This is a genomic window from Streptomyces sp. NPDC048565, from assembly GCF_040650935.1.
GTDB lineage: Bacteria > Actinomycetota > Actinomycetes > Streptomycetales > Streptomycetaceae > Streptomyces.
Window position 1 is genome coordinate 98,910 of record NZ_JBEZIH010000024.1, and the last position, 22,964, is coordinate 121,873.

The following is a 22,964-nucleotide window of genomic DNA, read 5'->3' on the forward strand; positions in this document are numbered from 1 at the left end:
TTGCGTGAGGTCAGACGGCGGGCTGACGCATCGAGGCGAGCATGTCCGCAAGACTGCGGCCGGACAGTTCCTCCTGGGCAGGGGCATCGCCGGTGGCAGCAGACGGCGCGCCCACAGGCTCCCGCTGAGCAGGCGGCCTGGCCGCGGCGGTGGCTGACGCCTCGTCGTGCTTGCACATCACCGCGGCGTCGCCCACCTCGAACTGGCCGTAGTCATCGCAGGTTGCACACGCCGCAATCGCCTTCTGCCGGTCGTCCTGCCCGCGGCGCTGCTCACCCACGGTGCTGCTGCGCACCGGCAGCCTGCCGATCCGGTGCGTCTCCAGAATCAGCTCGTAGTTGTTGACGCCGTTGGGATTCGACATCAACTGAGCCAACAGCCTGCTGTCGAACTCCCAGCCCCGCTCGGCCGTCTTCGAGGCCAGCAGCGGCGCCAGTCGGGCCGCGCTCTCCGGACCCAGCGCCCACGGGCCGCTCAACGTCAGCAGGAACGCCCGGGCCTCCTCGACACGCTCCGGAGTCACACCCTCCGGCAGAGCCGACGCGGCGGCGCCTCCTAGCTTGCCCTCCTCCAGCACAAGCTGCTGACCGGGAACGCGATCACCGGCGGACCGCTCCCGCTCCAGCACCTTGCGGACCGCGAGGTAACGGGGCAGGTCTTCGATCCGTTCACGCAGGACCGCAACGATGCTCCGCCGCGCTTGGAAGCGCCGGGTCAGCTGCTGGACCAGGTCTGCACCCAGCTCCCAGCCCTGTACCTGAACGGCCTCAGCGAGCAGCGGCGCGAGCTCGGCGGATGTCTTCCTGCCGCATGCCCACCGACCAGGAAGCTCCGCGAGGAACTCTGCAGCTGCTGTGACAGCTGCCGCGTCTGTTGCCTGAGCGGCAGACGTTACGGCGGTTGTGGAGGAGGACTTACGGGAGGAGGAATCCTCCTCCTCCCTATAGGGGGGAGTGGGGGGGACGACATCGCCACTCCCCGGAACCAGGGAAGTGGGCTGACCTGCGGGAATGGCCCCGGAGCCACTTCCCGGGACACCAGATCCCGGAACACCAGATCCCGGGTTCCGGGAAGTGGTCTGACCTGCGGAAACGTGATGCGTGTCCACCACTTCCCGGGTTCCGGGAAGTGGTGCGACAGGGCTGCTGCCGTGGTCGGGGTTGTCGGTGACGAACTCGAACACCTGATACACGACGGGGCCCTTACGGCCGCCGCCCTCAGGGTGGGGGAGCCGGCTGCGACGGACGAATCCAGCCGCGATGATGCGGTTGAAGGACTCGTAGACGGAGTTCTTGCCGACCAGCTCCTTGTGGTCCTTCACCGACCGGATGCCGAGTTCCTGGAGGCGCTTCCAGATGCCCGGGACGGTGATCTTCTCGTTCGCTGCGATAGCGAAGAGAACGTGGGTCAGGACCACGTAGTCCAAGCTGTGCACCAGCTGGCCGTCGAACGCCATCTCGCGGTAGAGGGTCACAGAGCGAGGGCCGGCGCCGCGGACGAGAAGGCCGTCCTCGTCGAGCGCACGGGCATTCGTGGGAAGACTCGGCACGGTCACGCCTGCCCCCTCACCGGGTTGCGGGCGTGGCTGAAGGCGGCTTGCCGCGTGCGGCAACGGTTGATCTTGGGCAGGGACGTCTGCATCGGTACGCAGTACACGGCACACCTCCTGGTGGACGCTGTGCCATAGACCCTGCTCAGAGGGGCTTGCCCGATGGCTTGCCCGAGACACGCTAGGAGGAGAGAGCAGGCTTGCCCGTGAGGCTGAGACGACGACAAGCCCGACACGGGCAAGCCGAAGTGCGTACGGCGGGCGGGCCGGGAGGTCGCGCTGATCCGTGAGGCCGCAGGTGCGCATGAGCGGCGAAGATGGAGATTCATTTGTGGCGGTTCTCCCCTTTTGGCGGGGAGCCGTGACCAGGAGACGGGACCTGGCAGATGACCCGGATAGTGGCGTTCCGCGCGGCGGTCCGCTTATTCTGGGTAAAGGTGACCACGCGGACCGAAAGGTCCACGGGCATCACCCCGGCAGGCGAGGTCACTCTCACTGCTCACGACTCGGGTTCCTGGAAGTTCGTCGAGTCGATCGCTAGGAAGCGGTTCCGTTGTGGCGACGGGACCGCTTCGGCGTTCTAGGGCTTCATGGAGTACATCCTCTCCCAAAGAGGCGCCCTAGTAGGGCTGGCTGACGTGTGGTCGGGCCATGTCCGAGTCGGAGCCCTCATCGCTCATCCCACGGTGTGGGGCCAAGGTGCCCGACGTACGCAGCGGTGGCGTCATCCGAGCGTTTGAACCTGGGCCATCGCTCCCCAAGGGGGTCGGCGAGCTCAGCCTCACGGGTTTTTGCGATCAACGCAGTCGGGCCATCGGTCCGCAGCAGCTTCAGGAGAGAGGACCACGTGAGCGCACCGAAGGAATCCACGAGTCGGCTGGCCCCGTCAGTCAGCAGCGCCGCCTGCTGTACCCGCGCCAACTCCACGGAGCCGGTGATGGCCTCGTCAGCCGCCGCTGGATCGGTGGCCGCTACCCAGTAGCCGCCCGGCTTGTTGCGAAGACGCCGTTGGACGGAGACGAGTTTCGAAACTCGTCTGGCGTGCTCGGGAGTGCCGGTTGGCCCCTTCAGCGCTTCGCGCATCTCCTCTGCTGCGACCTCCTCTACACGCTTGTCAACGACTGCCTCGATCCCGTCAGCGCCCAGGTCAATGACCAGCACGTTGTCGGAGAGGACGAGGTAGTCGAAGGCGTCTTCTCGCTCGCGGACCATCACCACCGTAGAGGCGGGCACTGCTTCCTGATCCAGCGCACACGAGCCGCGATGCAGGTCGTTGACCTCTGCAATTGCACGTCGCAGAGCCTCTCGCAGAGTGACTTCGTTGTCGCCGATCAGGTTGATGAGCTTGGTGCCGAGCTGTCGCACGAACCAGGGAGTTCCATGCACGCATCCCATGGGGAGATCTGTCGGTGCGGACAGGCCGTCCAGCACGACGACCCCAGTCGGGCTCACGTGGACTGTGTCCTCGTTCGCGGCGCCCACACCTTGGGTCGATGCCATGGATACCTGCACTTCAGGAGCCTTCCGGGCGATAGAACGGCGTGATGCGCTTGCTGGAGGTGATCTCCAGCGTGTCAGGGTCGAACGTGCTGGAAATGAGCGTTGAGAAGCGCCGTGCTTTCAGCTCACGATGCAGATTGGCCAGCTCAGCGTTGAGCCAATGCACCACACCGCCGGAACCGCGGGCGTGGATACCGGCGATGTACAGGAACGTTCCTTGGCCGTCGGGGCGCGGAAGCCGGCCGAAGTATGCGACATCGCTGTTGCCACCGCCGTCCATGGCCGACCGGTGGATCTCACCGGTCGTTCGGTCGGCCAGGAACCAACCATCGTCGTCCTTGTCGAACCGCAGGTGAGGGTCGCTCTCAAGGATCTGCTCGATCAAGGGCGACAGCCGGGGGCCGCAAATGACCACGAGGTTGGTGCGGTTGAGCCGCACGTTACCCCCGAGCGGGATTCGCTCGAAAGTGATCTCCAGTCCGACGTCCTCTGCCAGCTCACGTAGGTGTTCGTAGGTCTGGAAGTCCTCTGTGGCGATCACCGGGCCCTGGACACGCTTGTCCCGACCATCGTGCAGCTTGCCGTGCTCCAACTTCTCGGCGAGCGCTACGATTACCTTGCCCGATCCGAGGAACAGCCGCTCCGGTGGAGCGCCCTTCGCGAGCTGGCTCACCCGCCCCTTACTGATGCCGAGCTCTGCTGCCAGCTGGGTGCTGTTCAGCTGGCCAACGCGCAGAGCCTCGTTCATGGCCTCATTCCGGACGGCCTGAAACTCGGTGCCGTAGTCCTGGACCCGGCCTACGAGAACGTGCGCAGCTTTTGCCCGTTCCAGAGGATCGGGTAGCTCCTTCAACTGAGACAGGGTGACGTCGAACGCGGCGTCGAGCTGCTCTCTCAACGAGGGATGGTCCTCGGTAAGCCGTTCCTGCTCCATGGTGTGCCTCCCTTCGTTGGGTCATGTTTACCTCATTAAACCGCACCTGTTCAAGATGGTTGACGCGTGGCGTGACGAGCCCTATGGTTTTCGTAGTCGAGCGGTTTAGGGCGCTAAATAGCTCGGTTGCGCGAGCTATAAACTGCAGTTCAGGCGCTCGTGGCGATACCGCACCACTGATCAACAGCAGGGACCCTGCCTCTTCGGAGGCGGCGGCAGAGGGGTGAGCCGAGCTCCCCCGGCCGACCTGTACCGAATAGCTCCACCTGATCGACCTCGAACGGCGCTGCTGCGCTGTCTGTCCGCCAGGACCACCCGCCGAAAGGCTGGCCTGGCGCGGCAGAGAAGGCAGCACCCGCACCCGCCCCTGTCAGGAGGATTCGATGCCCCGCACCCGCCCCGGCCGCGTCCGGACCAAGAACACCAACCGCCGTGCGCCGCTGCTGCTCAGCACCATGGCCCCCGAGGACTACAACGTCCGGCCGCACGAGGTGAAGTCGATCGCTTGCCCCGACTGCCACACCTGGCGCCGCATCATGGGCGACACGGTCCTCAAGATCCGCCCGCACGAGATCGCCGATAAGGTCGCGGAAGGCGAGAAGCCCACCGCATGCCTCGGCAGCGAGCAGCTCGTGATCGTCGACATCGATATCCGACGCTGGCAGGCCCGCCAGGACCGCCTGCTGTGCGACGCGATGCCGCAGGACAACCGCCGCACCGCGCGGCAGTTCTACAAGCCCGTCCCCGCACCGGCGACCCCGGTGTCCCGGATGCGGGCGGAAGTCACGCTGGAAACCACCCGCCAGACCTACCTCGCCCACCGCAAGGGATGCACGAGGTGCACGGGTCGTCAGCACTGCACCGATGGCGGCATGCTCGCCCGCCGCTACGTCCTCGCACTGACGACGGAGCGCCGCCGAAGCGACATCCGCCAGGACCTGGAACGCAAGCAGCAGCGCGCCGTGCGGACGCAGGCCAAGAACTGGCCGGCCGTTCGCAGCCAGCAGTGGGCCAAGCACGCAGGCGCCGCCGTAGAGCGCGCGAACAACACGTGCACGGAACGACTGCCCGGCGCGCACTCCGAGTTCCACGGCCCCGGGCTCCCCGCTTAACCCCCACCGACGAAGACGCCATGGCCCCGCCGCCTCTGAAACGAGGCGACCGGGGCCACGGCTGTACGCGAAGCAGATCCCCGTGGGCCACAAGGGCCCGATCGACTCGACCGAGAGGACCCACCATGCATGTCGCACCGCAGGCCCGAACCCTTCGGCCGGCTGTACCTCCGGCCCTCGAAAAGCCCCTGCTCGCCTACGTCAACGAACGCCTGGAACTGGCCGATCACCGCCGCGGACCCGAGCTCGCCCGCATGGCCTGGACTGCGGCGCTCGGAACGCTTCGGCCGGCGACCGACGCCGGCATGGACGGAGACATCCCGATCTGGCTTGCCCAAGCCGCCCGGCAGGTCATCCGGGAACAGACCTCACCGGTCTTCCACGCCCGGCTCCTCACCGTGGTGAACAGGCCGGTTGACCAGGCGCCTACCAGGGAACGCCTCGCCGCCTGATGTGACGTGCGACCACGGCCGCGCCCACCCGATCACACGTCGGGTGGGCGCGGCCGTGGCTGTTCGTACAGCAGCTAGAACAACGACGCACCCTCGGGATTGAGCCCCGCGGGTGCGTCTTCGCACGGTCTCCCTCTAGCGAAGGGCAACACGCGCATGACCAGCATGACACGCAACTTCCCGTCCCCGAAGAGCGGCACCTTCAGCGACATGGAGGACGACGACAACAACCGTGGACCCGAGCGGGACGAGACGGACAACGCCTTCCAGCAGCTCGTCGCCGGCCTGGTCGTCGACGGCGACAACCGCGCCCGGTCCGCCGACCGGAAGGCGCGGCGCACCCTCGCGGAGATGGCTCCCGGCTACAAGCGGCAGCCGGTCCTCCTCCTCACCCGCCCGTTCGACTTCCGGTCGGCGAACGACGCGTGCGGGCTGTGCGGCTTCTGGGCATGCCGCTGCCCCAGCGCTGCCCCGGCCCCCGCCAAGAACAGCGGCCAGCTTCAGTGCGACACCTGTAGCGGATGGTTCGGCTTCACCGGATGGACGTGCCCCGCCTGCAAGCAACTCCAGGGCGCGGCTCTGCCGATGCGGCCGACGCCGCACGAGCGCGACGGCCGTACTGAGCTGCCCTCGGAGCCCGCCCGGCCGCACTCCGAGCGGCGCCAGCCCTGACCCGACACATACCGACTGCCCGCGCCGCGCAGCACCTCGCGGCGCGGGCAGTCACTGTGTGCGGCCTGGCTCACCCGCTCGCTCTCGCGCTCCTCGCAGCCGCCGCCACGGCGGCTGCGAGGGCGTGGACGACTCCAAGGGCTACGAGCCCGAGGACTTCGTCCGGCCCGACGTCGTCCTGTGGATCGTCCCCAACGCCGCTGCGGCACCGGCCGGTTGGGGGGTGGCGGCGTGATCACCAGCCTCACCGACGCCGAACGCGACGAGCTGTCGCGCAAGAACCAGGAGCAGAACAAGCGCTCGGAGAACAACCGGCGCTGACCGCTCGCACGACCAAGCAGCGCTGAACCCGGCCCTGCCCGTCGTCCCCGCGCCTTCCCGGGCGGGGCCGGCGGAGAGCGCCGGGAACTCCCGCCCGCTTCGGCCGTCCGGCCGCCACACACGCAACAGCCCCGGGGTGGCCGCCCCGGGGCTGCTTCTTCGCTTCGGACCTTCTGGGAGGCCCTGATGAATCGCGGATCCATCGTACGCACGGCGAACTACAACTCGGTCTCCACGGCGGCCGGGCCCGCGAAGCCCCGCCCGGCCTGTGAGGACCAGGACCCCGACCTGTTCTTCCCGGTCGGTGACGGCGCACGCGCCCTCTTCCAGGCCGCGACGGCCAAGGCCATCTGCCGTGGCTGCCCGCTCCAGATCTCCTGCCTCGAGGGCGCCTTCGAGCGCGGCGAGGAGTTCGGCGTATGGGGCGGCACGGACGAACGCGACCGCCGCGCCATGCGGCGCCTGGTCGTCCGCAGCGCGGCCTGACCGCGCCCGCCCGGCGGGAGCGTCGGGCAACTCGCCGCCCGCCCCGCAGCACTACCGCACATCGGCCGCCCGCCCCCCGGGCGGCCCTGTTGTACCGCCTCCAGCTCCTGGTGACAGTCCAGGAGCCACACCCCGAAGGAGTCCCCGATGGCCGGGATATTCGCCCGCATGGTCAGCCCGCTGCGCCGCATCGACGCCGACCCCGACAAGCTGGTCGAGGAGGCGTACTGGCTGCTCAAGGAAGCCGAGAAGAACCACGGTGTCTGGCCCGCGATGACCGCCTACACCGGCATGGCCACGGTGAAGGTGCAGATCGCCCAGTACCTCAAGGAGCACCGCGACGCGTGATCCGGTGCCCGCCCGATACGCCGCGGCCCCGGCCGGAGACAACCTCCGCGCCAGGGCCGGCGGTTCTCCCGCTCCGCCACGACCGACCAGGCCGTGGCGGAGTCGGAGAGCCGGAACGGCTCGGCAAAGCAGAAAGGCCCCGGATCAGGGGGCCTCTCCTTTGTTCTCGCGATCCGCTGACAAGGAGCGATTCGCATGGCCAACGCTACCAGCGGGGGTGCCCGGTGAGTACGACCACAGCCCCGGCCCCCGACAAGACGACACCGGACGACACGTACGCGGCGCACAGCCCGCTCGCGGCGCTGCTGGCCACGGTCATCGCCGTCGCCGCCACCGTCCTCGCCCTGTTCGATCTGTTCGCGAACGGCCTGTGGCCCACCTGCCTGCACCTGGCCGTCGGCCTCGCCGTGTTCGGCGCGGTCCGGCTGTGCGTGGGCCTGGCCCTGACCCCGTTCTTCCCGACCGACGACCCGGAGAGCAGCACATGACCGCCGTCGACTTCCGCAAGCCCGACGTGATCCGCCCGGACGGCGACGACGACCAGCACTCCTGGAACGTCCCCGGCCCGGCCGACCACACCGACCACGACCACTACGAGGACCAGGAGCCGGAGCAGGACACCGCCCCGGAGGCCGACCCCGAGCCGGACGGCGACCCGCGCACCATGCGGCTGCTCGCCGTCGTCGCCGGTGTCGGCGGCCTGGTGCTCGCCGGGATCGGCTTCACCGGCTCGTACAACACCCTGCGCCACCTCGCGGAGAGCAAGGGCTTCGGCACCTTCTCGTACGCGTTCCCCATCGGGATCGACGCGGGCATCCTCGTGCTCCTGGCGCTCGATCTGTACATGATGCGCAAGCGGATGCCCTGGCCGATCCTGCGCTGGACCGCGCACGGCCTGACCGTCGCCACCGTGGCGTTCAACGCGGCCGCGCCGCCGGGGCCGGTGTCGGCCGACCCGCTCGCCGCGTCCATGCACGGCGTCATCCCGGTGTTGTTCATCATCGCCGTGGAGGCCGCCCGCCACTACATCGGCCGGATGGCCGACCTGCTGGCCGGCGAAACCCCGCTCGGGTCGGTCCCGCTGACCCGGTGGATCCTCGCCCCGCTGTCCACGCCGCGCCTCGCTCGCCGGATGCGGCTCTACAACCTCCCGTACAAGGAGGTCGCCGCCCAGCACCAGCAGCTCCGGATCTACCGCGAGGGGCTGCGCCAGAAGTACGACAGCGACGGGCGCTCCTGGCGCAAGGCGGCAACACCGAACGAGATGCTGCCGTTCAAGTTGGCCCCGTTCGGGTTCAGCGTGGAGCGGGCCCTGGGCGTGCCGCTGGATGAGGAGACCAAGCACATCCAGCGGGCGGCACACGCGGCCGTTCAGCGTGCCGAGGCCGAGATTCAGCGAGTCAAGACCGATGTTCAACTCGGAGAGGCTCGCATTCAAGCGGAGGTCGACAAGATCCGCGCCGAGGGTCGGCTGAAGATCGCCAAGGCCGAAGCGGAACGCGAGGCTCAGGCGGAGATTCAGCGCGCCGAAGCCGATGCTCAACTGCGCGAAGCCAAGCGTCAGCACGCGCTCAAGCTCGCGGAGGACCAGGCCGCGGCCGAAGCGCAGGACCTCGCCGACGAGACCGAGAAGCGCCGCACGCTCTCCCGGATCGAGCGGGAGAAGGTGCAGGCCAGTTGGGGTCTGGAGCAGCAGCAGATGACCACTGAGGCCACCGAGCACGAGCGCCGCATCCAGGCCGATTCCGCCGCGCGCGCCCAGCGCGACGAGGCCGCCCGCAAGGCCGGCCTCGCGGAGCAGCAGCAGCGCCTGGCGCTGGCCCTCGCCGGGCAGAAGAAGGCCCTCGAAGAGGCTGCTGAACACGAGCGCAAGGAGGCTGAACACCGCGCCGAAACGGTGAACAAGGCCCTTGAGGCGCAGCGTGGCACCGAGGAGATCGCCCTCTCGAAGGCCCGCGAGGAGGCCGCACTCGAAGAGGCGGCTGAGCGCCGGGAGCGCGCCGCTGAACACGAGGCGCGTGCGGTTGAAGCCGCCGCGCTCGCCCGCATGTCCCAGGTCGACTGGGACGTGCACCGCGTCGTCGCGATGATCCAGGCCCGGGGCGAGAGCGCGGTCACCGTCCGCGTCATCGCCGACGAACTGGGCATCTCCACCGGCTCCGCACAGGACCGCAAGACCAAGGCCGTCGACCTCCTCAAGGGAGGAGGCACCGAGGCTCCGGAGCAGGCAGCAGCCTGAAACGGAACCTGATCAAAGGGTCCTCCTGGCACCCACAGTCGCCCCTCGCGCCACCCTCTCCGGCACCCGTCGGACGGGGCGGTCGCGGGGGCCGGCCGCGGCCGCCAGGCCGACCGCTTCACCCGCTCCACCCAGCACCATCTGGCCCGACCAGCGGCCTGGAAAGCATCTTTTGTACCCCCGACCCCGCCGTTTACGGAAAGTAGCGGCGAGGCGAGGCGAAGCGAGGCGACGCGAGGGGGAAACCCCCTCCCAGCCCCCTGCTGAGCCCTCCAACCGGGGGTGACGGGGGGTGTCTGCCCTCGCCTCGCTTCGCCTCTCCGCTACGCAGTGTGAGGAGATCCGTCGTGGCAGACACCGCGACCGCGCCCCCGGACGCCACCAGCGACAGCACCACCACCGAGGGCACGGACACCGCCGAATACACCGCCGTCAACGAGCCCGAGGCCACCACCGACCCGGCCCCGGACAAGCCGAAAACCAGCCGCAGACGCCCCCAGGCGCTGCCCCTCATGGTCCACGGAACGAACGCAACCGGAATCGCCGCAGGCATCGCCTACGGCGTCGCCGGAGTCCCCGGACTCATCGCCGCCGGCGCGGCCGGAGCAGCCGTCGGCGTCGCCGCGCTGGCCGGGAAAAAGCGCTCGAAGGTCTCCGCCGCACGCAAGGCCGCCGCCGCGAACCGCTCCGGCGGCGGCTCCGGCCGGGGCGGTGGAGGCGCGGGCAAGGGCGGCCTGCTCGGACGCGGCGGTGGTCGCGGCCGGGGAGGCGGCGGTGCTGCCGGTGGCGGCGGCCGGATGAACGGACGCGGCGGCCGGATGAACACCGGCTCCACCGGGACCGGGACCAAGAACCGGCCCGGCGGCGGGCGCCACGGCGCAGGCGGCGGAGCCGGGCGCGGTCCCGGCGGGTCGGGCGGCGGCAAGCACGGCCGCGGCGGCGGCCTGGGCGGTCTGCTCGGCAAGGGCAACCGCGGCAAGGGCGGCGGCGCGAACAGCCCCGGCGCCAACACCCCCAAGGGTACCGGCGGCGGCAAGAACAACCCCGGAGGAAAGGGCGGCGCCGGTCAGCAGTCCCGCACCGGCAAGGCGTGGCAGACCCTCAAGGGCTGGGGCAACAAGATGCGCCGCAACAACGGCGGCGCGAACACCGGCTCGGGCGGCTCCGGTTCCTCCGGCGGCTCGGGCTCGGGCACCGGCGGGAGCGGCTCCGGCTCCGGGACCAAGACCCCCGCCAAGACCCGCCTCGGGCGCGCGCTGCAGAAGATGCGCGGCTGGGCGGGCAAGCTGCGCCGCTCGAAGAAGAAGAGCGGCTCCACCAGCTCCGGCAGCAGCGGCCCGACCACGGGGCGCCTCTACCGGATGCGCCGCGTCGCCGCCCGCAAGCTCGGGCACTGGGCGCGCTGCGCCGGCGCCGGATTCCTCGCCGGACTCGGAGGGCTGCTCACGCTGCCCCTCGGACTCCTGTGGGGTGCCTGGCGTCTGCTCACCGGGCACCGCGACCCGCTTCACGGGTTCGCGTACCCCGTCGCCGCCGGACGGATCTGGCGGTTCTTCTTCCGCCGTTCCAAGGCCCGCCATGACAAGGAAGCCAAGGCGGACACGCTCAATCTCAAGGTCAACAACCCGAGGAAGGACACCGATCCCGTGACTGGACCCTCTCTGGCCGCAGGCACCACGGTGCTGGACGGCAACACCAGCAAGTTCGCGATGGCCATGCGCGCCGCGCACTCCGCCTACACCGGTTACAGCCCGCGCAGCATGATGGAGGTCGCTACCGAGTACGCGGGCCTGCCCAACGGCATCCGGGCTGCGGCGCTGGCCGTGCAGCAGATGGCCGTCAACGCCGACCAGAAGTACCCGTGCAGCAAGAAGGCGCTGGCCAAGCTGAGCGAGGCTTGCGCGAAGCTGGTCGCCGCCGCGGCCCGCGCGGACGGCATGGTCGCCTTCTTCCGCATGGTCCACGCGTTCGACATCGAGCGGATTGTCGCCCCGAGGACGAACGAGTGGATGTGGAACGTCACCCCGAACGGGGCCGATGCCCCCGAGGGCGCGATGTTCATGCCCGGCCGCATCGAGTCCGGGTGCGTCCTGATGGCCGTGCTCTACCGGACGTTCGAGCCGGTCCACATGATGCAGGTTGGCAGCGAGTTCCAGGGCATCGCCTACGGGCTGACCGCCTTGGCCGACTGCGTCCAGGTCCTGTACGAGCGCACCAACGCCCTGTACCCGGTCGACGACCGGGTCACGGATGAGATCGGCAAGCTCGTGTCGATGATCCGGGCGGCGTCCGACGACGCCGACATGGCCGCGAAGCTGTTCGTGGAGGACCACCACCGGGAGATCAGCCACAACGTCAACCCCCGCAAGGGCCCGGCTGCCGAGTCCATGTGGAACACCCCCCGCTGACCGAAGCGGATCCGAGCACGACCCGCACCACCAGGAGCCGGTGGCCGACCCCGAACCCGGGGCCGGCCACCGGCTCCCTTGCTGCCTATCGCCTTGCTGACCCGCCCCTCGCCTCACCGAACAGGAGACCTTCCCCATGTCGATGCGTCACTGGGACTGGTCGCTGCCCAGCGGCCACACCACCTTCCTCGGATACGCCACGGAGACCGCCATTTCCACGGTGGCGCTCGCTCCGATCACCGGACTGCCCTGGCAGGCTGCCGCCCTCACCCTGGGCGGTGCGGCCGCGGCCGGGACCGTCCACGACCTGCGCGTGGGCACCACGGTGGGCACCCTCACCACCCGCGCCATCTCCTGGCTGACCGCGTCCGCATGGGCGTCCTGGGCGCTGGCGACCGCGCCGCTGACCTCCACCGGCTGGGCGACCGGCGTGGGCCTGGCCACCATCGGCATCGCCGCGAACGCGTCGGCGAACCGCACGGAGTCCACCCGCTCCGATCGCAAGAAGCTCCTCAAGCTGCGCCGCGAGTCCGTCGGCATCCTGCGCGACTGGGAAGACCGCATGGCCCGGGTCGCGCGGATCGAGAACTGCCACGGCAAGGAGGTCGAGCACTGGCCCGGCAAGGTCGGCTACACCGTGGAGATGGACCTGCCCTCCGGCGGCACCAACGTCGACGACCTCAACGGCTACGGCCCGAAGTTCGCCAGTGACCTGCGCCTGCCCGATGGCTGCGGAGTCGAGCTGTTCCCCGGCGCCAACCGCGGCACCATCCTGATCGAGGTCACCCTCAAGGACGTCATCACCGCCGACATCCCCTACCCCGAGGACTACTCCGAGATCAGCCTCACCGAGCGGTTCCCGTTCGGCATGTACCGCAACGGCGAGTTCGCGCTCGGCAGCCTCTGCAACGACTGCGGCATCCTCGTGGGTGAGACCGACGCGGGCAAGACCAACACCCTGCGCGTGGTCACCGCCCAGCTCGCCCGGATGCCCGACGCCCTGATCTGGGCCATCGACACCACCGGCGGCGGTGTCGCCCTCCCTTGGATCACCCCGTGGGCCACCGAGGGTCTGGCGTCCGCGCCGATCGTCGACTGGATCGCGCACACCGATGACGAAGCCCGCCTCATGCTCAAGATGGCCGCCGAGATCATCGCCGCCCGGAAGGCCGGCTACCAGCAGCTGATGCGCGAGAAGAAGTCGGACAACAAGCTCCCGATCAGCGCGGAGATCCCCGGCATCGTCATCATCACCGACGAGACCGCCTCCCTGCCGTACGACATCAAGGAGATGATCGACAAGATCGAGCAGGAGGGCCGCGCGATGCGCGTGCGCATGCTCGTTGCCGCGCTGCGCGCCACGCAGGACGCCATCACCGCGATGATGAAGCTGATGTCGAAGTGGCGCGTCGGCATGACGGTCTCCGACCCGGAGGAGCTCGCCTACCTCTTCCCCGGCTACATCAAGATCGACCCGAAGGACGCGCCCGTCGCCGGGTCCGGGTGGAACATGCACACCCGACTCGGACCGAAGAAGCCCACCGCGATGAAGGTCTGGCGCCTGGTCGACGAGCTGATGGACACGATCTGCGCGGCCACGGCCGGGCGGCGCCCCAAGCTCGATGACCTGTCCGCCGGCGTCGACATCGGCGAGCACTACCCGCAGCGGTGGGCGCGCACCCTGCCCGACCTGTACAAGGGGCAGAAGCTCACCGAGTCCGCACAGCACGCCGTCGACAACGCCGGTGAGATCATCGCCGCCGCGACACTGCTCGCCTCCGACCCGGCTCCGGCCGGCACCGGGGCGGCGGCCCCGGCCGCTGCGGCTGTGGTGCCTGCGGGCTTCGAGGGCTTCGGCGGTGCGGCGGAGCTGTTCGCCGCCGTCACCGCGCAGCTGGACCCGAGCATCGTGCCGGTCGCCGTGCCCACGGTCCCGGCTCCGGCCGCCACCCCGCAGGCGGCACCGCTCCCCCGCCCCACCCGCACGGTCGACCCGCGCGAGCAGGGCTGGGAGCTCCTGGTCGCCGCTGGGGAGACCGGCTACACACCCAAGCTCCTGCACGAGGCGCTCCAGCAGCTCCTGGGCAAGGCGACCCCGGCGCCGCGCACGGTCGGCGGCTGGCTCATCAAGTGGGCAGAGGACGGCAAGGCCATCAAGGACGACTCCGGGCAGTACACCCGCTACATCGTCCGCGAGGCCGCCGCCCAGCAGCCCAGCACCGCCCCGGCCGCAGTGGCCGGACCGGAGACCGCGGCCCTGCCCGAGGGCATCGACGCGGCCCTGGTCCTCCAGGCCGTCGACCTGATCGTGTCCACCCAGTTCGGGTCGGCGTCGATGCTCCAGCGCAAACTGCGCATCGGCTTCGCCCTCGCCCAGAACCTGATGGACTTCCTCCACCAGCTGGGCATCGTCGGTCCCTCCGACGGCTCCAAGGCACGCGAAATCCTGGTCTCGACGGGCGACCTCGAGGCGACAATGATGAGGCTAGCCGACGAACTCGGCTACACCGCCCGTGACTTGGGCGCGATGGGCCTTGCGGCTGCCGCCGCTTCGCACACCAAGGAGTGACAGTGACCATGGTCGAGACCGCGGATGAGGAGATTGAGCGCTTGGAGGCCGAACGGCACTCCTACAGCGAGACGTTCCGGAACACCTCCGAGACCGATGCTGTCACCCGCGCGCACCTCCAGTCGGAGATGGACCGGCGCACCGCCCGGATCCAGGAACTCCAGCAGCACCAGCCGCTGGGGTTCTTCGCCCGCTGGGGCCTGCGCGGCGCCTCCCTCGCCCTGCTCTGGGGCGCCTGGGAGATCGGCCCGTGGTGGGCGAAGGTCGGCTGCGTCCTGCTCGCCGCGTTCCTCGCCTTCTACAGCCTCGGCTGACCCCTCACCGCCCCGCCTTCGGCCCGACCCGGGCCACCAAGGACCCGCCCAGCCATCCGGCAGGGCGGGTCCTTCGCGTTCCCCACCCCCCTCTTCCTCCCCGCCAAGGAGCACCCGTGGAACCCCGCGACCTCACCCTCACCGAGTACCAGCAAGCCCCGCCCACCCCGTCGGCCACCGGCATGCCGACCGTCGGCCTGCCGTACGAGGGCCTGGAGAAGATCTGGGAGCTGTTCCCCGACGCCCGCCCCGGCAGCCTCCCCGCCCAGGCCCCGCACGCCGCCGCCGGACTGCCCACCGACGAGGCGTACATGGCCCGGGTCTACGACCTGGTGCGCAGGGAGGAAGCCCTCAACTACATCCGCGCCCAGTACCAGCAGGCCGCGCTCGCCCCGGTCCCGGTCTACTCCCAGATCGTGGCCCCGGCTCCCGCCCCGGCGCTGCCGCCCGCCGCCCCGGCCGCCCCGCAGCGCGCGGTGCCGGCCTTCGTGTGGAAGTACAGCGCCATCGCCCTCTCCACCGGCGGCGGCATCGCCCTGGCCGGGATCGGCGTCGGCGCCGCGGCCCCGACCCTCGCGCAGCTGCCCGCGATCCTCACCGCGACCGGCCAGGCCGTGATGAGCCTGGCCGGACTGTTCGTGCTGGTCTTCCTCGCGATGGCCGTGCGCGGAGCCTCACGCGGCAGCGGCGGGGGCGGCACCACGGTCAACATCCGCAAGGCGGTCTTCCGGCGCAACAAGTTCCACGGATGACCGGGCTGCCTGCCTCGCCCCCGCCCCGCCCACGCCTGGGCGCCGGGGACGGGACAGGCCGCCCGGCCCGCACCATCACCGTCTCGACAAGGAGCAGCCCCACCGTGGCACCCAACGACCCCACCCCGACCGCCGACAACGACAGCACGACGAAGCCGAAGAAGGCCCGGTTCGCCGAAGCCCGCGCCTGGTGGACCGAGGCATGGGAAGAGGGCGGCACCCTCCACGAGATGTGGGAGGACGTACGGCGCGCACCGGACGCCGGATGGCACGGCATGGCCAACTGGATCAAGGCCGTCGCCGCCATCGCCGTGTTCTCGTTTGTCGTCCTGCTCTTCAACGGCGCCGTCGACGTCCTGCTGAACGCCACGCACCACATCCTGACCGCCGTGCCGAACGTCCAGGTAGGCGACAACACCTCCACCGGCGTGTGGGCCACGATCGACAACCCGGTCCGCTCCTACATCGCCGCCCACTCCGCCGGCCTGCCGATCAGCGCCTCCACCGTCTACACCCTGTGGCAGGTCACCGGCCTGTTCTCCCTGATCGCCGGGTTCATCACCCGCAGCAACGGGATCCGGCTCACCTGGTCGTGCTGGGGGTTCGCGGGCATCGCGATGGTCTGGACGACCACTCCGGACGCCTCGCGCACCGTCGCCACCGCCATCGCCGTCCTCGCGTGGACGGTCGCCTCGGCCTTCGCGATGCGCGGGCTGAACCTGCGCCCGCGCGTGTTCTCGCACGTCACCACCGGCGCCCCGCAGATCACCGTCCAGCCCCAGATCCACGTCCCCGCCCAGCCCGACGGCGGCACCCCGGACAACGTCCGCCAGCTCGGCCGCTGATCCGGTCGCTCCGCCTGGCCACCGGCACCGCCGCCCGCACCCCGGGCGGCCGGTTGCCGGTGACCGGGCAGGCCGACCGGCCTACACGCTCAACCCGCGCCCGCCGCCCCGAACTCGAGGCGGCGGGCGCATCCACGTCACCGACACGGAAGGGTTCATCGTGCTCATCCCCCGGCCCCGCCGCAGGATCGGCCGCCCGCGGCCCACCATCCCCGGCCCCCGCTACCCGCTGCCCCAGCGTCAGCTTCCCGGTTCCTGGAGCAGGTGATGGCCGACCAGGACCAGGACCTGGTCGACGTCGACCCGAACGACCCCGGCAACGGCTCGATACCGGTCTTCCGGTGGAAGCAGGCCGGACGCAAGGAGCTCGCGACCCGCCGCCAACTGCGGGACATGGGGCTGCGCCCCGGGGGCCAGGAGCCCGTCGCCCGGATCGAATGCCGTGGCGGCAAACGCTTTGCGTGGCTGTACCGGATCGACCTGGCGAAGCCGAAGATCCCGATGACCTTCGCGAAGGAAGTCGCGCTCGACAAGGCGATGGCCGCGCGCCAGACATGCCCCGGCCCCTGCGGCCGGCGCTATTTCCACTGCCTCCCGCTCAAGACCTTGGGGTCCTGCCTGGAGTGCTACGACGGCACGCCCGCCGACCCCGCCGCATACGTCGCTCCCCTGGCCAAGCACCTGCTGGCCGCATGATCCGAGAGGACACCCGCCCCATGACCACCGCCGTCCGCGCCTCCGCCTTCACCGAGCCCGACCGGCCCAAGGGCCTGCTGATCCGGTTCGTCACCACCGGCGGCAGCTACGTCGACGTCACCGGCCACGGCGAGCACGCCGAGGACAACCGCTGGAACTGCCTCGGCTGCGGCGACGCCTCCGCCCGCCCGGAGCAGGGCTACCTGTTCCGCATCCGGCCGGAGGCCAACGACCACGCCGCCGCCTGCCGCGCCATCCCGCTGAGGTGACCGCACGCCGTCTGCGTGCTGCCCTGCTGCTCGCCGCTGCCGTTCCGCTCACCGCGGCGACGGCCGCCGCCGTGCTCAAGGCCGGCCACCTCAAGCTCTACGCCGACCGGCACCGCATCGAGATCACTGCCCAGCCCCGTCCGGGCTGCCCGCGCTGCCACGGCGAGGGCGGCTGGTGGACCGGCGGCGCCTTCCCCGAGATGGAGGCGTGCGGCTGCTGGTCCGACCGGCGCGAGATCCGCATCCGGCTCCTGCCCGTCCCGGCCTGGGACGAGCCGCCCTTCTGACACCGCCGCCCCCGGCCGGACTCCGGCCGGGGGCGAAAGCGCACCACGGGGCGACCGCAGCATCGGCAAGAGGCCGGCTGCCCCGCACACCCCACCCCGAACACCGAGATGAGGAGCACACCCAGCATGACCGATCGCCTCCGCGCCATCGAGGGCCTCGCCCTGGCCGCCGCCCTGACCGCCGTCTTCGACGGAGTCCACAGCTTCGGGGACCAGTTCGTGCAGGACTCGCACGACGCTTCGACCAAGGGCATGCACGGCTCCCACCTGGTCTACAAGAACGACGGCTCCCCGGTGGAGGAGAACCCGTGGCGCCACGGCAAGGAGGGCCACACCTGCACCGCCAGCGCGTACGGCCGCCGCTCGGTAAGCCGACACGTCGCCAGCTACTCCGCCGTGCAACTCGCTTCGACGCTCGCCGTCACCCGCACCGTCGGCTACCGCGTCCCCGCGGCCGCGCTCCTCACCGGCGCCGCGATCAACGCGATCACCCACGGAATCCTGGACCGGCGCGACCCGCTCCTGTGGCTTGCCGAGAAGGCGGGCAAGACCGGCTACATCAAGCACGCCACGGTCGTACGCAAACAGGGCGGCGAGGGCACCGCGTACCCCGAGCCGGTCCAGGACGTCTCCGGCCCCGGCACGGCGCTCATGGAGCTGGACCAGTCGGCCCACCGCCTGATCGGCGTGGCCGCCGCCCTGGTCACCACCTGGATCACCCTGCGCAAGGGCGACCGCCGATGACCCCCGCCGCCCGCACCCGGCTGGAGCGCGTGCGCGCTTCGGCCGGGATCGCGAAGCTCGCCGTCCAGCAGATCGAGGACGAACTGGGCGGTCCGGCCGACGCCGAGTTCCTCGCCGGGACGCTGCGCGAACTGTTCGACGAAGCCTTCCCGCAGGACGGCGTCCTCGGCTCACTCAACCAGCTCCTGACGATGGCCTCCCGCGCCGCCGCGCTCACGCCGCTGGACGGCGAGGACGCCGAATCCGCCGCCTGCGCGATCGAAGAGGCCGCGGCCTACATCGGCGACTCCGCCGGGATGCGCCTGCACCTGGCCACCTCCACCCTCCACCCGCAAGGAGAACGCGCATGAAGACCACCTTCGAAGGCACCATGCAGCCGCTCGACACGACCATCCCCGACCCGGCGCTCATCGTGATGATCGGGGCGAGCGGCAGCGGCAAGAGCACGCTGGCGAGCAGCTGGCCCGCCACCCAGGTCCTGGAGCTCGACGCCTTCCGGGCGATGGTCTCGGACCGGGCCGGCGACCAGGTGGCCACCGAGGCCGCGGTCACCGTCATGCACGCCGCACTCAAGGCCCGCATGGCCCGCCAGCTCACCACGGTCATCAGCGACACGAACACCGACGCCCGCGTCCGCAAAAGCCTGATCGACGCTGCCCGCGCCCACGGTGTACCCGTTGTCGCGCTGCTCGTGGCGACCCCGGCCGACGTGTGCGTGTGGCGTCAGGCCGTCCGCGACCCGGACCGCGCCGTGCCCGAGGACGTCGTACGCCGCCAGCACGCCGACGCCGTCACCGCGTTCCCGCAGCTGCACGGCGAGGGCTTCGACCACGTCGTCTTCGCCGACAACATTCACCGCCTGGAGCCGCTCCTCAAGCGCGCCAGCGACGCCCGCCGCCGCGACATGGGCTGGGACGGCAGCGCCGGCCTCGGCTCCCTGCTCCTGGTGCGCCGCGTCTTCGGCCCGGACGTGCTGCCGCTGTGGACCTGGCGCGACGGCAGCGACCTGGCGGGCGGCGACCGCGTCGGCGAGATCCGCCTCGGCAAGGACCGGCTCGTGCTCGCCCTGCGCCATGACGTCGACGGCGAGGGTGACATCGGCTTCGACCTGCTCGTGTGCTGCCCGTACGACGACGAGTGCGACGCGCGCGCCTGGCAGCCCGTGCACTCGGTGACCGACCTGCTGGTCGCGCACACCAGCGACCGGCCGCACCCGGACGCCGTGTGCACCGTCCACGGCGGCCCCGACGACGTCGACCAGGAGGCCGACGACCACGACCAGGACGACGACCCCGAGGGCCGCGCGGACCTGGAAGAGCAGTTCGCGGCCGCGGTCCGCGAGTGAGCCGCGCCGCCAACGGTCCGCACCCGCACCCGCTCACCCCGGCCGATCTCCCGGCCGGGGATGAGTGGGCGCACGGGTGCCCGGACTGCCACCTCCCGATCCAGGGCGGAAGCGCCGGCCTCGCCGCGCACCGCCGCACCGTCCACACCAGCGCGGGCGACCCGCGCCGCCAGATCAACATCCAGTTATGAGCGGCCCGGCCGCTCCCACCCCTTCATGGAGGCCCGCATGGCCCGCAAGCCCGTCACCTGGTACATCGCCACCCCCGCCGACGGCATCATCGAGATGTCCCGCGAGGCCGGAACCCCGGTGAACCTCTCCACCAGCGTCGGCAAGGTCATCGACCACCCCAACCCCTGCCGCAACAAGTGGTTCGACGAGAGCCGCTTCTCCTACTTCCGCATGGTCAAGCGTGTCGGCGAGGCGTTGGAGGACACCGGCATCTGGCCCATCACCTGGCCCGTGCGGCTGTGGATCGTGGAGCCGCTCGGTGAGACCGGCAACTGGAGCCAGCGCTACTACCCCTACCGGCTGCTCTCCCACCAGATCCGCGTCCTCGAGGAGACCGACGCCCACCGCGCGCTCGGTCCCGCCGGCCGTGACGTCCTGAACGTCATCCAGCAGGAGATCCCCGAGCGGGCCGCGCGCTGGGCTGCGGACTGGGACGCCGACCCCAAGGGCATGCGCGACCGGAAGTGGAACTGGGAGCAGTGCGGCGGCCCCACCTGCGGCAGCGGCCGGTGGGCGGATTCCCTCGCCATGGCGGTCTCGCACAACCGCCGCGAGTCGGCCGCCCAGACCTGGATCGAGCACCTTGCGCGCAACGCCGTGGACCAGGCCCTCGCCGACACCGACGCCAGCATGATGGCGCGCTGCTACGCCTACGGCCGCGCCACCGGCTGTGCGGTCGCTGCCCAGCACCAGGCCCGCTTCGAGCCGTACGTCCTGGACGCGCTGCGCGGCGTCGGCCTCGACTCCCCCGCCCCGGCCGTGGCCGCCTGATCTGCACGAACAGAAAAGGCATCCTCAAAAGATGCCGAACGCTTGAAACGCATCCTTCGAGGATGCATTATTGGTTGTGCGGGGGCCGCCCGGTCCCCGCACCCTCCTACCAGGGAGCACGCCTTGAGCACGCAGAAGATGCACACCGCCGCCGCCGGGCCGATCGAGCTGGACCTGTCGGTCTCCAACGGTCGGGTCAACGTGCACGTCAACCCGGCGGCCGTGAACGCCACGGTCACCGTGCACACCGCCGCCGAAGACGGCCCGGTCGCTGACGCGGTCAACGACACGAAGTTCACCGAGTACGGCAACAAGCTCACCGTCTCCGTCCCCGACGACATGGCCGGCGGGATCGGCGGGACCAGCGTCGTCCAGGTCGGCGGCTCCACCTTCTCCTTCGGCGGCGGCGTGGTGAACACCGGCTCCATGACCGGCGTGACCATCAGCGATGGCGACATCTGGATCGGCGGGCAGCACGTCGTCGCCAACGGCCAGGTCGTCGCGCAGCAGGGCGCCAAGGTCGGCGGCGCGACCGGCACGATCACGGTCGACGTCGTCCTGCCCGCCGGGTGCTCGCTCGCGGTGAGCACGAGGAACGCGGAAACCACGGTGCGCGGCGACCTGGAGGCGATCCGCTTCGACGCCCGCAACGGCTCGCTGCAGGCGGGCGGCGTGAAGGTCCTGGAGGCCGAGACCCACAACGGCTCGGTCCTGGTCGACCGGGTCGAGGAGGAGCTGGAGGCGTCCACGCACAACGGCTCGATCACCGTCGGGGCCTACAACGGCCGCCGCGGCTCCGCCCGGACGCACAACGGCGACGTGACGATCAGCGCCACCCCGGCGTCCTCCGGCAAGCTCGCCGCCCGCACGCACAACGGCAACATCCGGGTGCGCGGCGCCGGTCACCTGGACCTGAAGACGTCCACCCACAACGGCCGCGTCTGGTAGTTCCGCCCCGGGGCGGCCGCCAGGTCGCCAAACTCACCGGCCGCCCCGGGCCTCCCATCCCGCTCCAACAGGAGCAGGGGGCAGACACATCGTCCCTCGAATTCCTCCTGGAGCCAGCCATGACCCCACGCCCCGACGACGAGGCCCGCACCGAACTGCGGGACCTGGTCGCCAAGGCCAGCCAGCGCCGCGAGTCCGAACGTGAGCGCGTCGAGACCGAGTTCTGGCAGGAGATCGACCGCCTGCAGGGCCGGTACCACGGCGCGCAGCAGGACATCGCCGACGCCCTGGACGTGAAGCGCAACCAGATCTTGAGGCAGACCAAGCGCTACCGGTCCGCCGACCAGTCCGCCACCAACGACTGAACATCCAGGAGCCGTTCCGGCCCCGCCCTGCCAGGCCGGGGCGGCTCCACCGTCTGCGCCCCACGGCGACCTGACGGGCTTCCCCGTCGCCCTGACCTGCAAGGACAGGGCGGCACGGTGGCCCCTCAGCACGCAGTAGCTCCGCCCCGGGACAGCTGCCCTGCTTGACCGGCTGACGACTGCCCCGGGTCCATCCATCCCGTACGAGACGAGACGGAGAACCCAAGTATGTCCTCCCTCCTGCGCTTTCAGGCCCGGATCGGGCAGCGCACCCTCTTACTGACGACCGCCGCTCTCCCTCTGACCGGCTGGACCGTCCACGCCCTGACGCTCCACCGACGCCTGGCCGACGCCCGCAAGGACCTGCTCACCGGGCTGCCGCTGCGACCGGAGTTCACCGCGTACAGCGAGCGGCTCCTGCGCACCCACCACCGGAACGACTTGCACGTCCTGATGCTGGACGGGGTCGACTTCAAGGGCATCAACGACACCTACGGACACGCCGCGGGCGACACCGTCATCCAGACCATGGGCCGACGCCTCGCCCGCTGGAGCGCGAACCGTCAGGCGCTCGCGGCCCGGCTGGGCGGCGACGAATTCGCCGTCTGCGCCGTGCTCCCGCCGGCGGCCGCCCTGGCGGAGATCACCGAACTGCGCGAGCAGCTGCAACAGCCCCTCCAGTACGAGGGGCAGACGCTGCGCCTGGACGTCTCGATCGGTATCGCCCGCGCAGCCGACCTGTCCGGCGAGACCATGAGCCGGATCGTGCGCGGCGCGGACAAAGCGATGTACAAGGTCAAGGAGAGC

General features: G+C 70.5%; 25 protein-coding genes and 1 pseudogene. 23 read left to right on the forward strand and 3 right to left on the reverse strand.

What is annotated here, in order from left to right:
- Positions 1-10: 10 nt before the first annotated feature.
- The 3 genes from AB0C75_RS26705 to AB0C75_RS26715 all read right to left on the reverse strand — a co-directional run bounded on the left by AB0C75_RS26705 (position 11) and on the right by AB0C75_RS26715 (position 3,983).
- Complete coding sequence (locus tag AB0C75_RS26705; protein WP_362894252.1) at positions 11-1,456, reverse strand: hypothetical protein; 1,446 nt, start codon at positions 1,454-1,456, stop codon at positions 11-13.
- 762 nt (positions 1,457-2,218) lie between these two features.
- Positions 2,219-3,049, reverse strand: a complete 831-nt coding sequence (locus AB0C75_RS26710; protein WP_362894253.1) for a hypothetical protein — start codon at positions 3,047-3,049, stop codon at positions 2,219-2,221.
- 13 nt (positions 3,050-3,062) lie between these two features.
- On the reverse strand, positions 3,063-3,983 hold the full coding sequence (locus AB0C75_RS26715) for a sigma-70 family RNA polymerase sigma factor (protein ID WP_362894254.1): 921 nt from the start codon (positions 3,981-3,983) through the stop codon (positions 3,063-3,065).
- Between the two features lie 383 nt (positions 3,984-4,366).
- On the opposite strand from AB0C75_RS26715, the gene AB0C75_RS26720 reads away from it, so the two are divergent.
- The 23 genes and pseudogenes from AB0C75_RS26720 to AB0C75_RS26830 all read left to right on the forward strand — a co-directional run.
- Positions 4,367-5,095: a hypothetical protein gene (locus tag AB0C75_RS26720; RefSeq protein ID WP_362894255.1), complete on the forward strand. Its 729-nt coding sequence runs from the start codon at positions 4,367-4,369 to the stop codon at positions 5,093-5,095.
- A 125-nt stretch (positions 5,096-5,220) separates the two neighbouring features.
- The gene (locus AB0C75_RS26725; RefSeq protein ID WP_362894256.1) at positions 5,221-5,547 is read left to right on the forward strand and encodes a hypothetical protein; all 327 of its coding nucleotides are present in this window, start codon (positions 5,221-5,223) and stop codon (positions 5,545-5,547) included.
- 156 nt (positions 5,548-5,703) lie between these two features.
- The gene (locus AB0C75_RS26730; RefSeq protein ID WP_362894257.1) at positions 5,704-6,219 is read left to right on the forward strand and encodes a hypothetical protein; all 516 of its coding nucleotides are present in this window, start codon (positions 5,704-5,706) and stop codon (positions 6,217-6,219) included.
- Positions 6,220-6,726: 507 nt separating this feature from the next.
- On the forward strand, positions 6,727-7,026 hold the full coding sequence (locus AB0C75_RS26735) for a WhiB family transcriptional regulator (RefSeq protein ID WP_331719979.1): 300 nt from the start codon (positions 6,727-6,729) through the stop codon (positions 7,024-7,026).
- Positions 7,027-7,173: 147 nt separating this feature from the next.
- Positions 7,174-7,374, forward strand: coding sequence for a hypothetical protein (locus AB0C75_RS26740; RefSeq protein ID WP_200719399.1), 201 nt, complete (start codon positions 7,174-7,176; stop codon positions 7,372-7,374).
- A gap of 224 nt (positions 7,375-7,598) precedes the next feature.
- Positions 7,599-7,862, forward strand: coding sequence for a hypothetical protein (locus tag AB0C75_RS26745; RefSeq protein WP_200719400.1), 264 nt, complete (start codon positions 7,599-7,601; stop codon positions 7,860-7,862).
- Positions 7,859-9,613, forward strand: a complete 1,755-nt coding sequence (locus AB0C75_RS26750) for a DUF2637 domain-containing protein (RefSeq protein ID WP_362894258.1) — start codon at positions 7,859-7,861, stop codon at positions 9,611-9,613. Before AB0C75_RS26745 ends, AB0C75_RS26750 begins: the two co-directional genes overlap by 4 nt.
- 347 nt (positions 9,614-9,960) lie before the next feature.
- A complete protein-coding gene (locus AB0C75_RS26755) occupies positions 9,961-12,021 on the forward strand; it encodes a hypothetical protein (RefSeq protein WP_362894259.1) in 2,061 nt (686 codons plus the stop codon).
- 142 nt (positions 12,022-12,163) lie between these two features.
- On the forward strand, positions 12,164-14,590 hold the full coding sequence (locus AB0C75_RS26760) for a DNA translocase FtsK (RefSeq protein ID WP_362894298.1): 2,427 nt from the start codon (positions 12,164-12,166) through the stop codon (positions 14,588-14,590).
- An 8-nt stretch (positions 14,591-14,598) separates the two neighbouring features.
- Positions 14,599-14,904 carry a hypothetical protein gene (locus AB0C75_RS26765; protein WP_073739688.1) on the forward strand — a complete coding sequence of 102 codons (306 nt, stop codon included), beginning with the start codon at positions 14,599-14,601 and terminating at the stop codon, positions 14,902-14,904.
- Between the two features lie 116 nt (positions 14,905-15,020).
- Positions 15,021-15,656 (forward strand): hypothetical protein, encoded by a 636-nt coding sequence (locus tag AB0C75_RS26770; protein ID WP_362894260.1) that lies wholly within the window; start codon positions 15,021-15,023, stop codon positions 15,654-15,656.
- Between the two features lie 104 nt (positions 15,657-15,760).
- Positions 15,761-16,501 carry a hypothetical protein gene (locus AB0C75_RS26775; RefSeq protein WP_362894261.1) on the forward strand — a complete coding sequence of 247 codons (741 nt, stop codon included), beginning with the start codon at positions 15,761-15,763 and terminating at the stop codon, positions 16,499-16,501.
- A gap of 267 nt (positions 16,502-16,768) precedes the next feature.
- Entirely contained in the window at positions 16,769-17,197 is a 429-nt protein-coding gene (locus AB0C75_RS26780) for an RRQRL motif-containing zinc-binding protein (RefSeq protein ID WP_362894262.1), read from the forward strand.
- A 20-nt stretch (positions 17,198-17,217) separates the two neighbouring features.
- Positions 17,218-17,466, forward strand: coding sequence for a hypothetical protein (locus AB0C75_RS26785; protein WP_362894263.1), 249 nt, complete (start codon positions 17,218-17,220; stop codon positions 17,464-17,466).
- A complete protein-coding gene (locus AB0C75_RS26790; protein WP_362894264.1) occupies positions 17,463-17,753 on the forward strand; it encodes a hypothetical protein in 291 nt (96 codons plus the stop codon). Before AB0C75_RS26785 ends, AB0C75_RS26790 begins: the two co-directional genes overlap by 4 nt.
- 126 nt (positions 17,754-17,879) lie before the next feature.
- Positions 17,880-18,497 carry a hypothetical protein gene (locus tag AB0C75_RS26795; RefSeq protein WP_362894265.1) on the forward strand — a complete coding sequence of 206 codons (618 nt, stop codon included), beginning with the start codon at positions 17,880-17,882 and terminating at the stop codon, positions 18,495-18,497.
- Positions 18,494-18,847 carry a hypothetical protein gene (locus tag AB0C75_RS26800; RefSeq protein WP_362894266.1) on the forward strand — a complete coding sequence of 118 codons (354 nt, stop codon included), beginning with the start codon at positions 18,494-18,496 and terminating at the stop codon, positions 18,845-18,847. Before AB0C75_RS26795 ends, AB0C75_RS26800 begins: the two co-directional genes overlap by 4 nt.
- Entirely contained in the window at positions 18,844-19,842 is a 999-nt protein-coding gene (locus AB0C75_RS26805; RefSeq protein ID WP_362894267.1) for an ATP-binding protein, read from the forward strand. Before AB0C75_RS26800 ends, AB0C75_RS26805 begins: the two co-directional genes overlap by 4 nt.
- Positions 19,839-20,033, forward strand: a complete 195-nt coding sequence (locus AB0C75_RS26810) for a hypothetical protein (RefSeq protein ID WP_362894268.1) — start codon at positions 19,839-19,841, stop codon at positions 20,031-20,033. The genes AB0C75_RS26805 and AB0C75_RS26810 overlap by 4 nt, the downstream gene beginning before the upstream one ends.
- Positions 20,034-20,070: 37 nt before the next feature.
- Positions 20,071-20,844, forward strand: a complete 774-nt coding sequence (locus tag AB0C75_RS26815) for a hypothetical protein (protein ID WP_362894269.1) — start codon at positions 20,071-20,073, stop codon at positions 20,842-20,844.
- 123 nt (positions 20,845-20,967) lie between these two features.
- Complete coding sequence (locus AB0C75_RS26820; protein ID WP_362894270.1) at positions 20,968-21,792, forward strand: hypothetical protein; 825 nt, start codon at positions 20,968-20,970, stop codon at positions 21,790-21,792.
- Between the two features lie 119 nt (positions 21,793-21,911).
- On the forward strand, positions 21,912-22,157 hold the full coding sequence (locus tag AB0C75_RS26825; RefSeq protein WP_331720202.1) for a hypothetical protein: 246 nt from the start codon (positions 21,912-21,914) through the stop codon (positions 22,155-22,157).
- A 228-nt stretch (positions 22,158-22,385) separates the two neighbouring features.
- Positions 22,386-22,907, forward strand: a pseudogene (locus AB0C75_RS26830) (GGDEF domain-containing protein); the annotation flags it as partial.
- Positions 22,908-22,964 lie beyond the last annotated feature (57 nt).

Bases quoted from the DNA above. Each gene is read 5' to 3' on its own strand.
- AB0C75_RS26715 (WP_362894254.1), bottom strand. From the start codon at position 3,983: ATGGAGCAGGAACGGCTTACCGAGGACCATCCCTCGTTGAGAGAGCAG.
- AB0C75_RS26765 (WP_073739688.1), top strand. From the start codon at position 14,599: ATGGTCGAGACCGCGGATGAGGAGATTGAGCGCTTGGAGGCCGAACGG.
- AB0C75_RS26795 (WP_362894265.1), top strand. From the start codon at position 17,880: ATGACCGATCGCCTCCGCGCCATCGAGGGCCTCGCCCTGGCCGCCGCC.
- AB0C75_RS26730 (WP_362894257.1), top strand. From the start codon at position 5,704: ATGACCAGCATGACACGCAACTTCCCGTCCCCGAAGAGCGGCACCTTC.
- AB0C75_RS26725 (WP_362894256.1), top strand. From the start codon at position 5,221: ATGCATGTCGCACCGCAGGCCCGAACCCTTCGGCCGGCTGTACCTCCG.
- AB0C75_RS26815 (WP_362894269.1), top strand. From the start codon at position 20,071: ATGGCCCGCAAGCCCGTCACCTGGTACATCGCCACCCCCGCCGACGGC.
- AB0C75_RS26710 (WP_362894253.1), bottom strand. From the start codon at position 3,049: ATGGCATCGACCCAAGGTGTGGGCGCCGCGAACGAGGACACAGTCCAC.
- AB0C75_RS26740 (WP_200719399.1), top strand. From the start codon at position 7,174: ATGGCCGGGATATTCGCCCGCATGGTCAGCCCGCTGCGCCGCATCGAC.
- AB0C75_RS26705 (WP_362894252.1), bottom strand. From the start codon at position 1,456: ATGGCGTTCGACGGCCAGCTGGTGCACAGCTTGGACTACGTGGTCCTG.
- AB0C75_RS26825 (WP_331720202.1), top strand. From the start codon at position 21,912: ATGACCCCACGCCCCGACGACGAGGCCCGCACCGAACTGCGGGACCTG.
- AB0C75_RS26785 (WP_362894263.1), top strand. From the start codon at position 17,218: ATGACCACCGCCGTCCGCGCCTCCGCCTTCACCGAGCCCGACCGGCCC.
- AB0C75_RS26780 (WP_362894262.1), top strand. From the start codon at position 16,769: ATGGCCGACCAGGACCAGGACCTGGTCGACGTCGACCCGAACGACCCC.
- AB0C75_RS26720 (WP_362894255.1), top strand. From the start codon at position 4,367: ATGCCCCGCACCCGCCCCGGCCGCGTCCGGACCAAGAACACCAACCGC.
- AB0C75_RS26750 (WP_362894258.1), top strand. From the start codon at position 7,859: ATGACCGCCGTCGACTTCCGCAAGCCCGACGTGATCCGCCCGGACGGC.
- AB0C75_RS26805 (WP_362894267.1), top strand. From the start codon at position 18,844: ATGAAGACCACCTTCGAAGGCACCATGCAGCCGCTCGACACGACCATC.
- AB0C75_RS26760 (WP_362894298.1), top strand. From the start codon at position 12,164: ATGCGTCACTGGGACTGGTCGCTGCCCAGCGGCCACACCACCTTCCTC.
- AB0C75_RS26800 (WP_362894266.1), top strand. From the start codon at position 18,494: ATGACCCCCGCCGCCCGCACCCGGCTGGAGCGCGTGCGCGCTTCGGCC.
- AB0C75_RS26735 (WP_331719979.1), top strand. From the start codon at position 6,727: ATGAATCGCGGATCCATCGTACGCACGGCGAACTACAACTCGGTCTCC.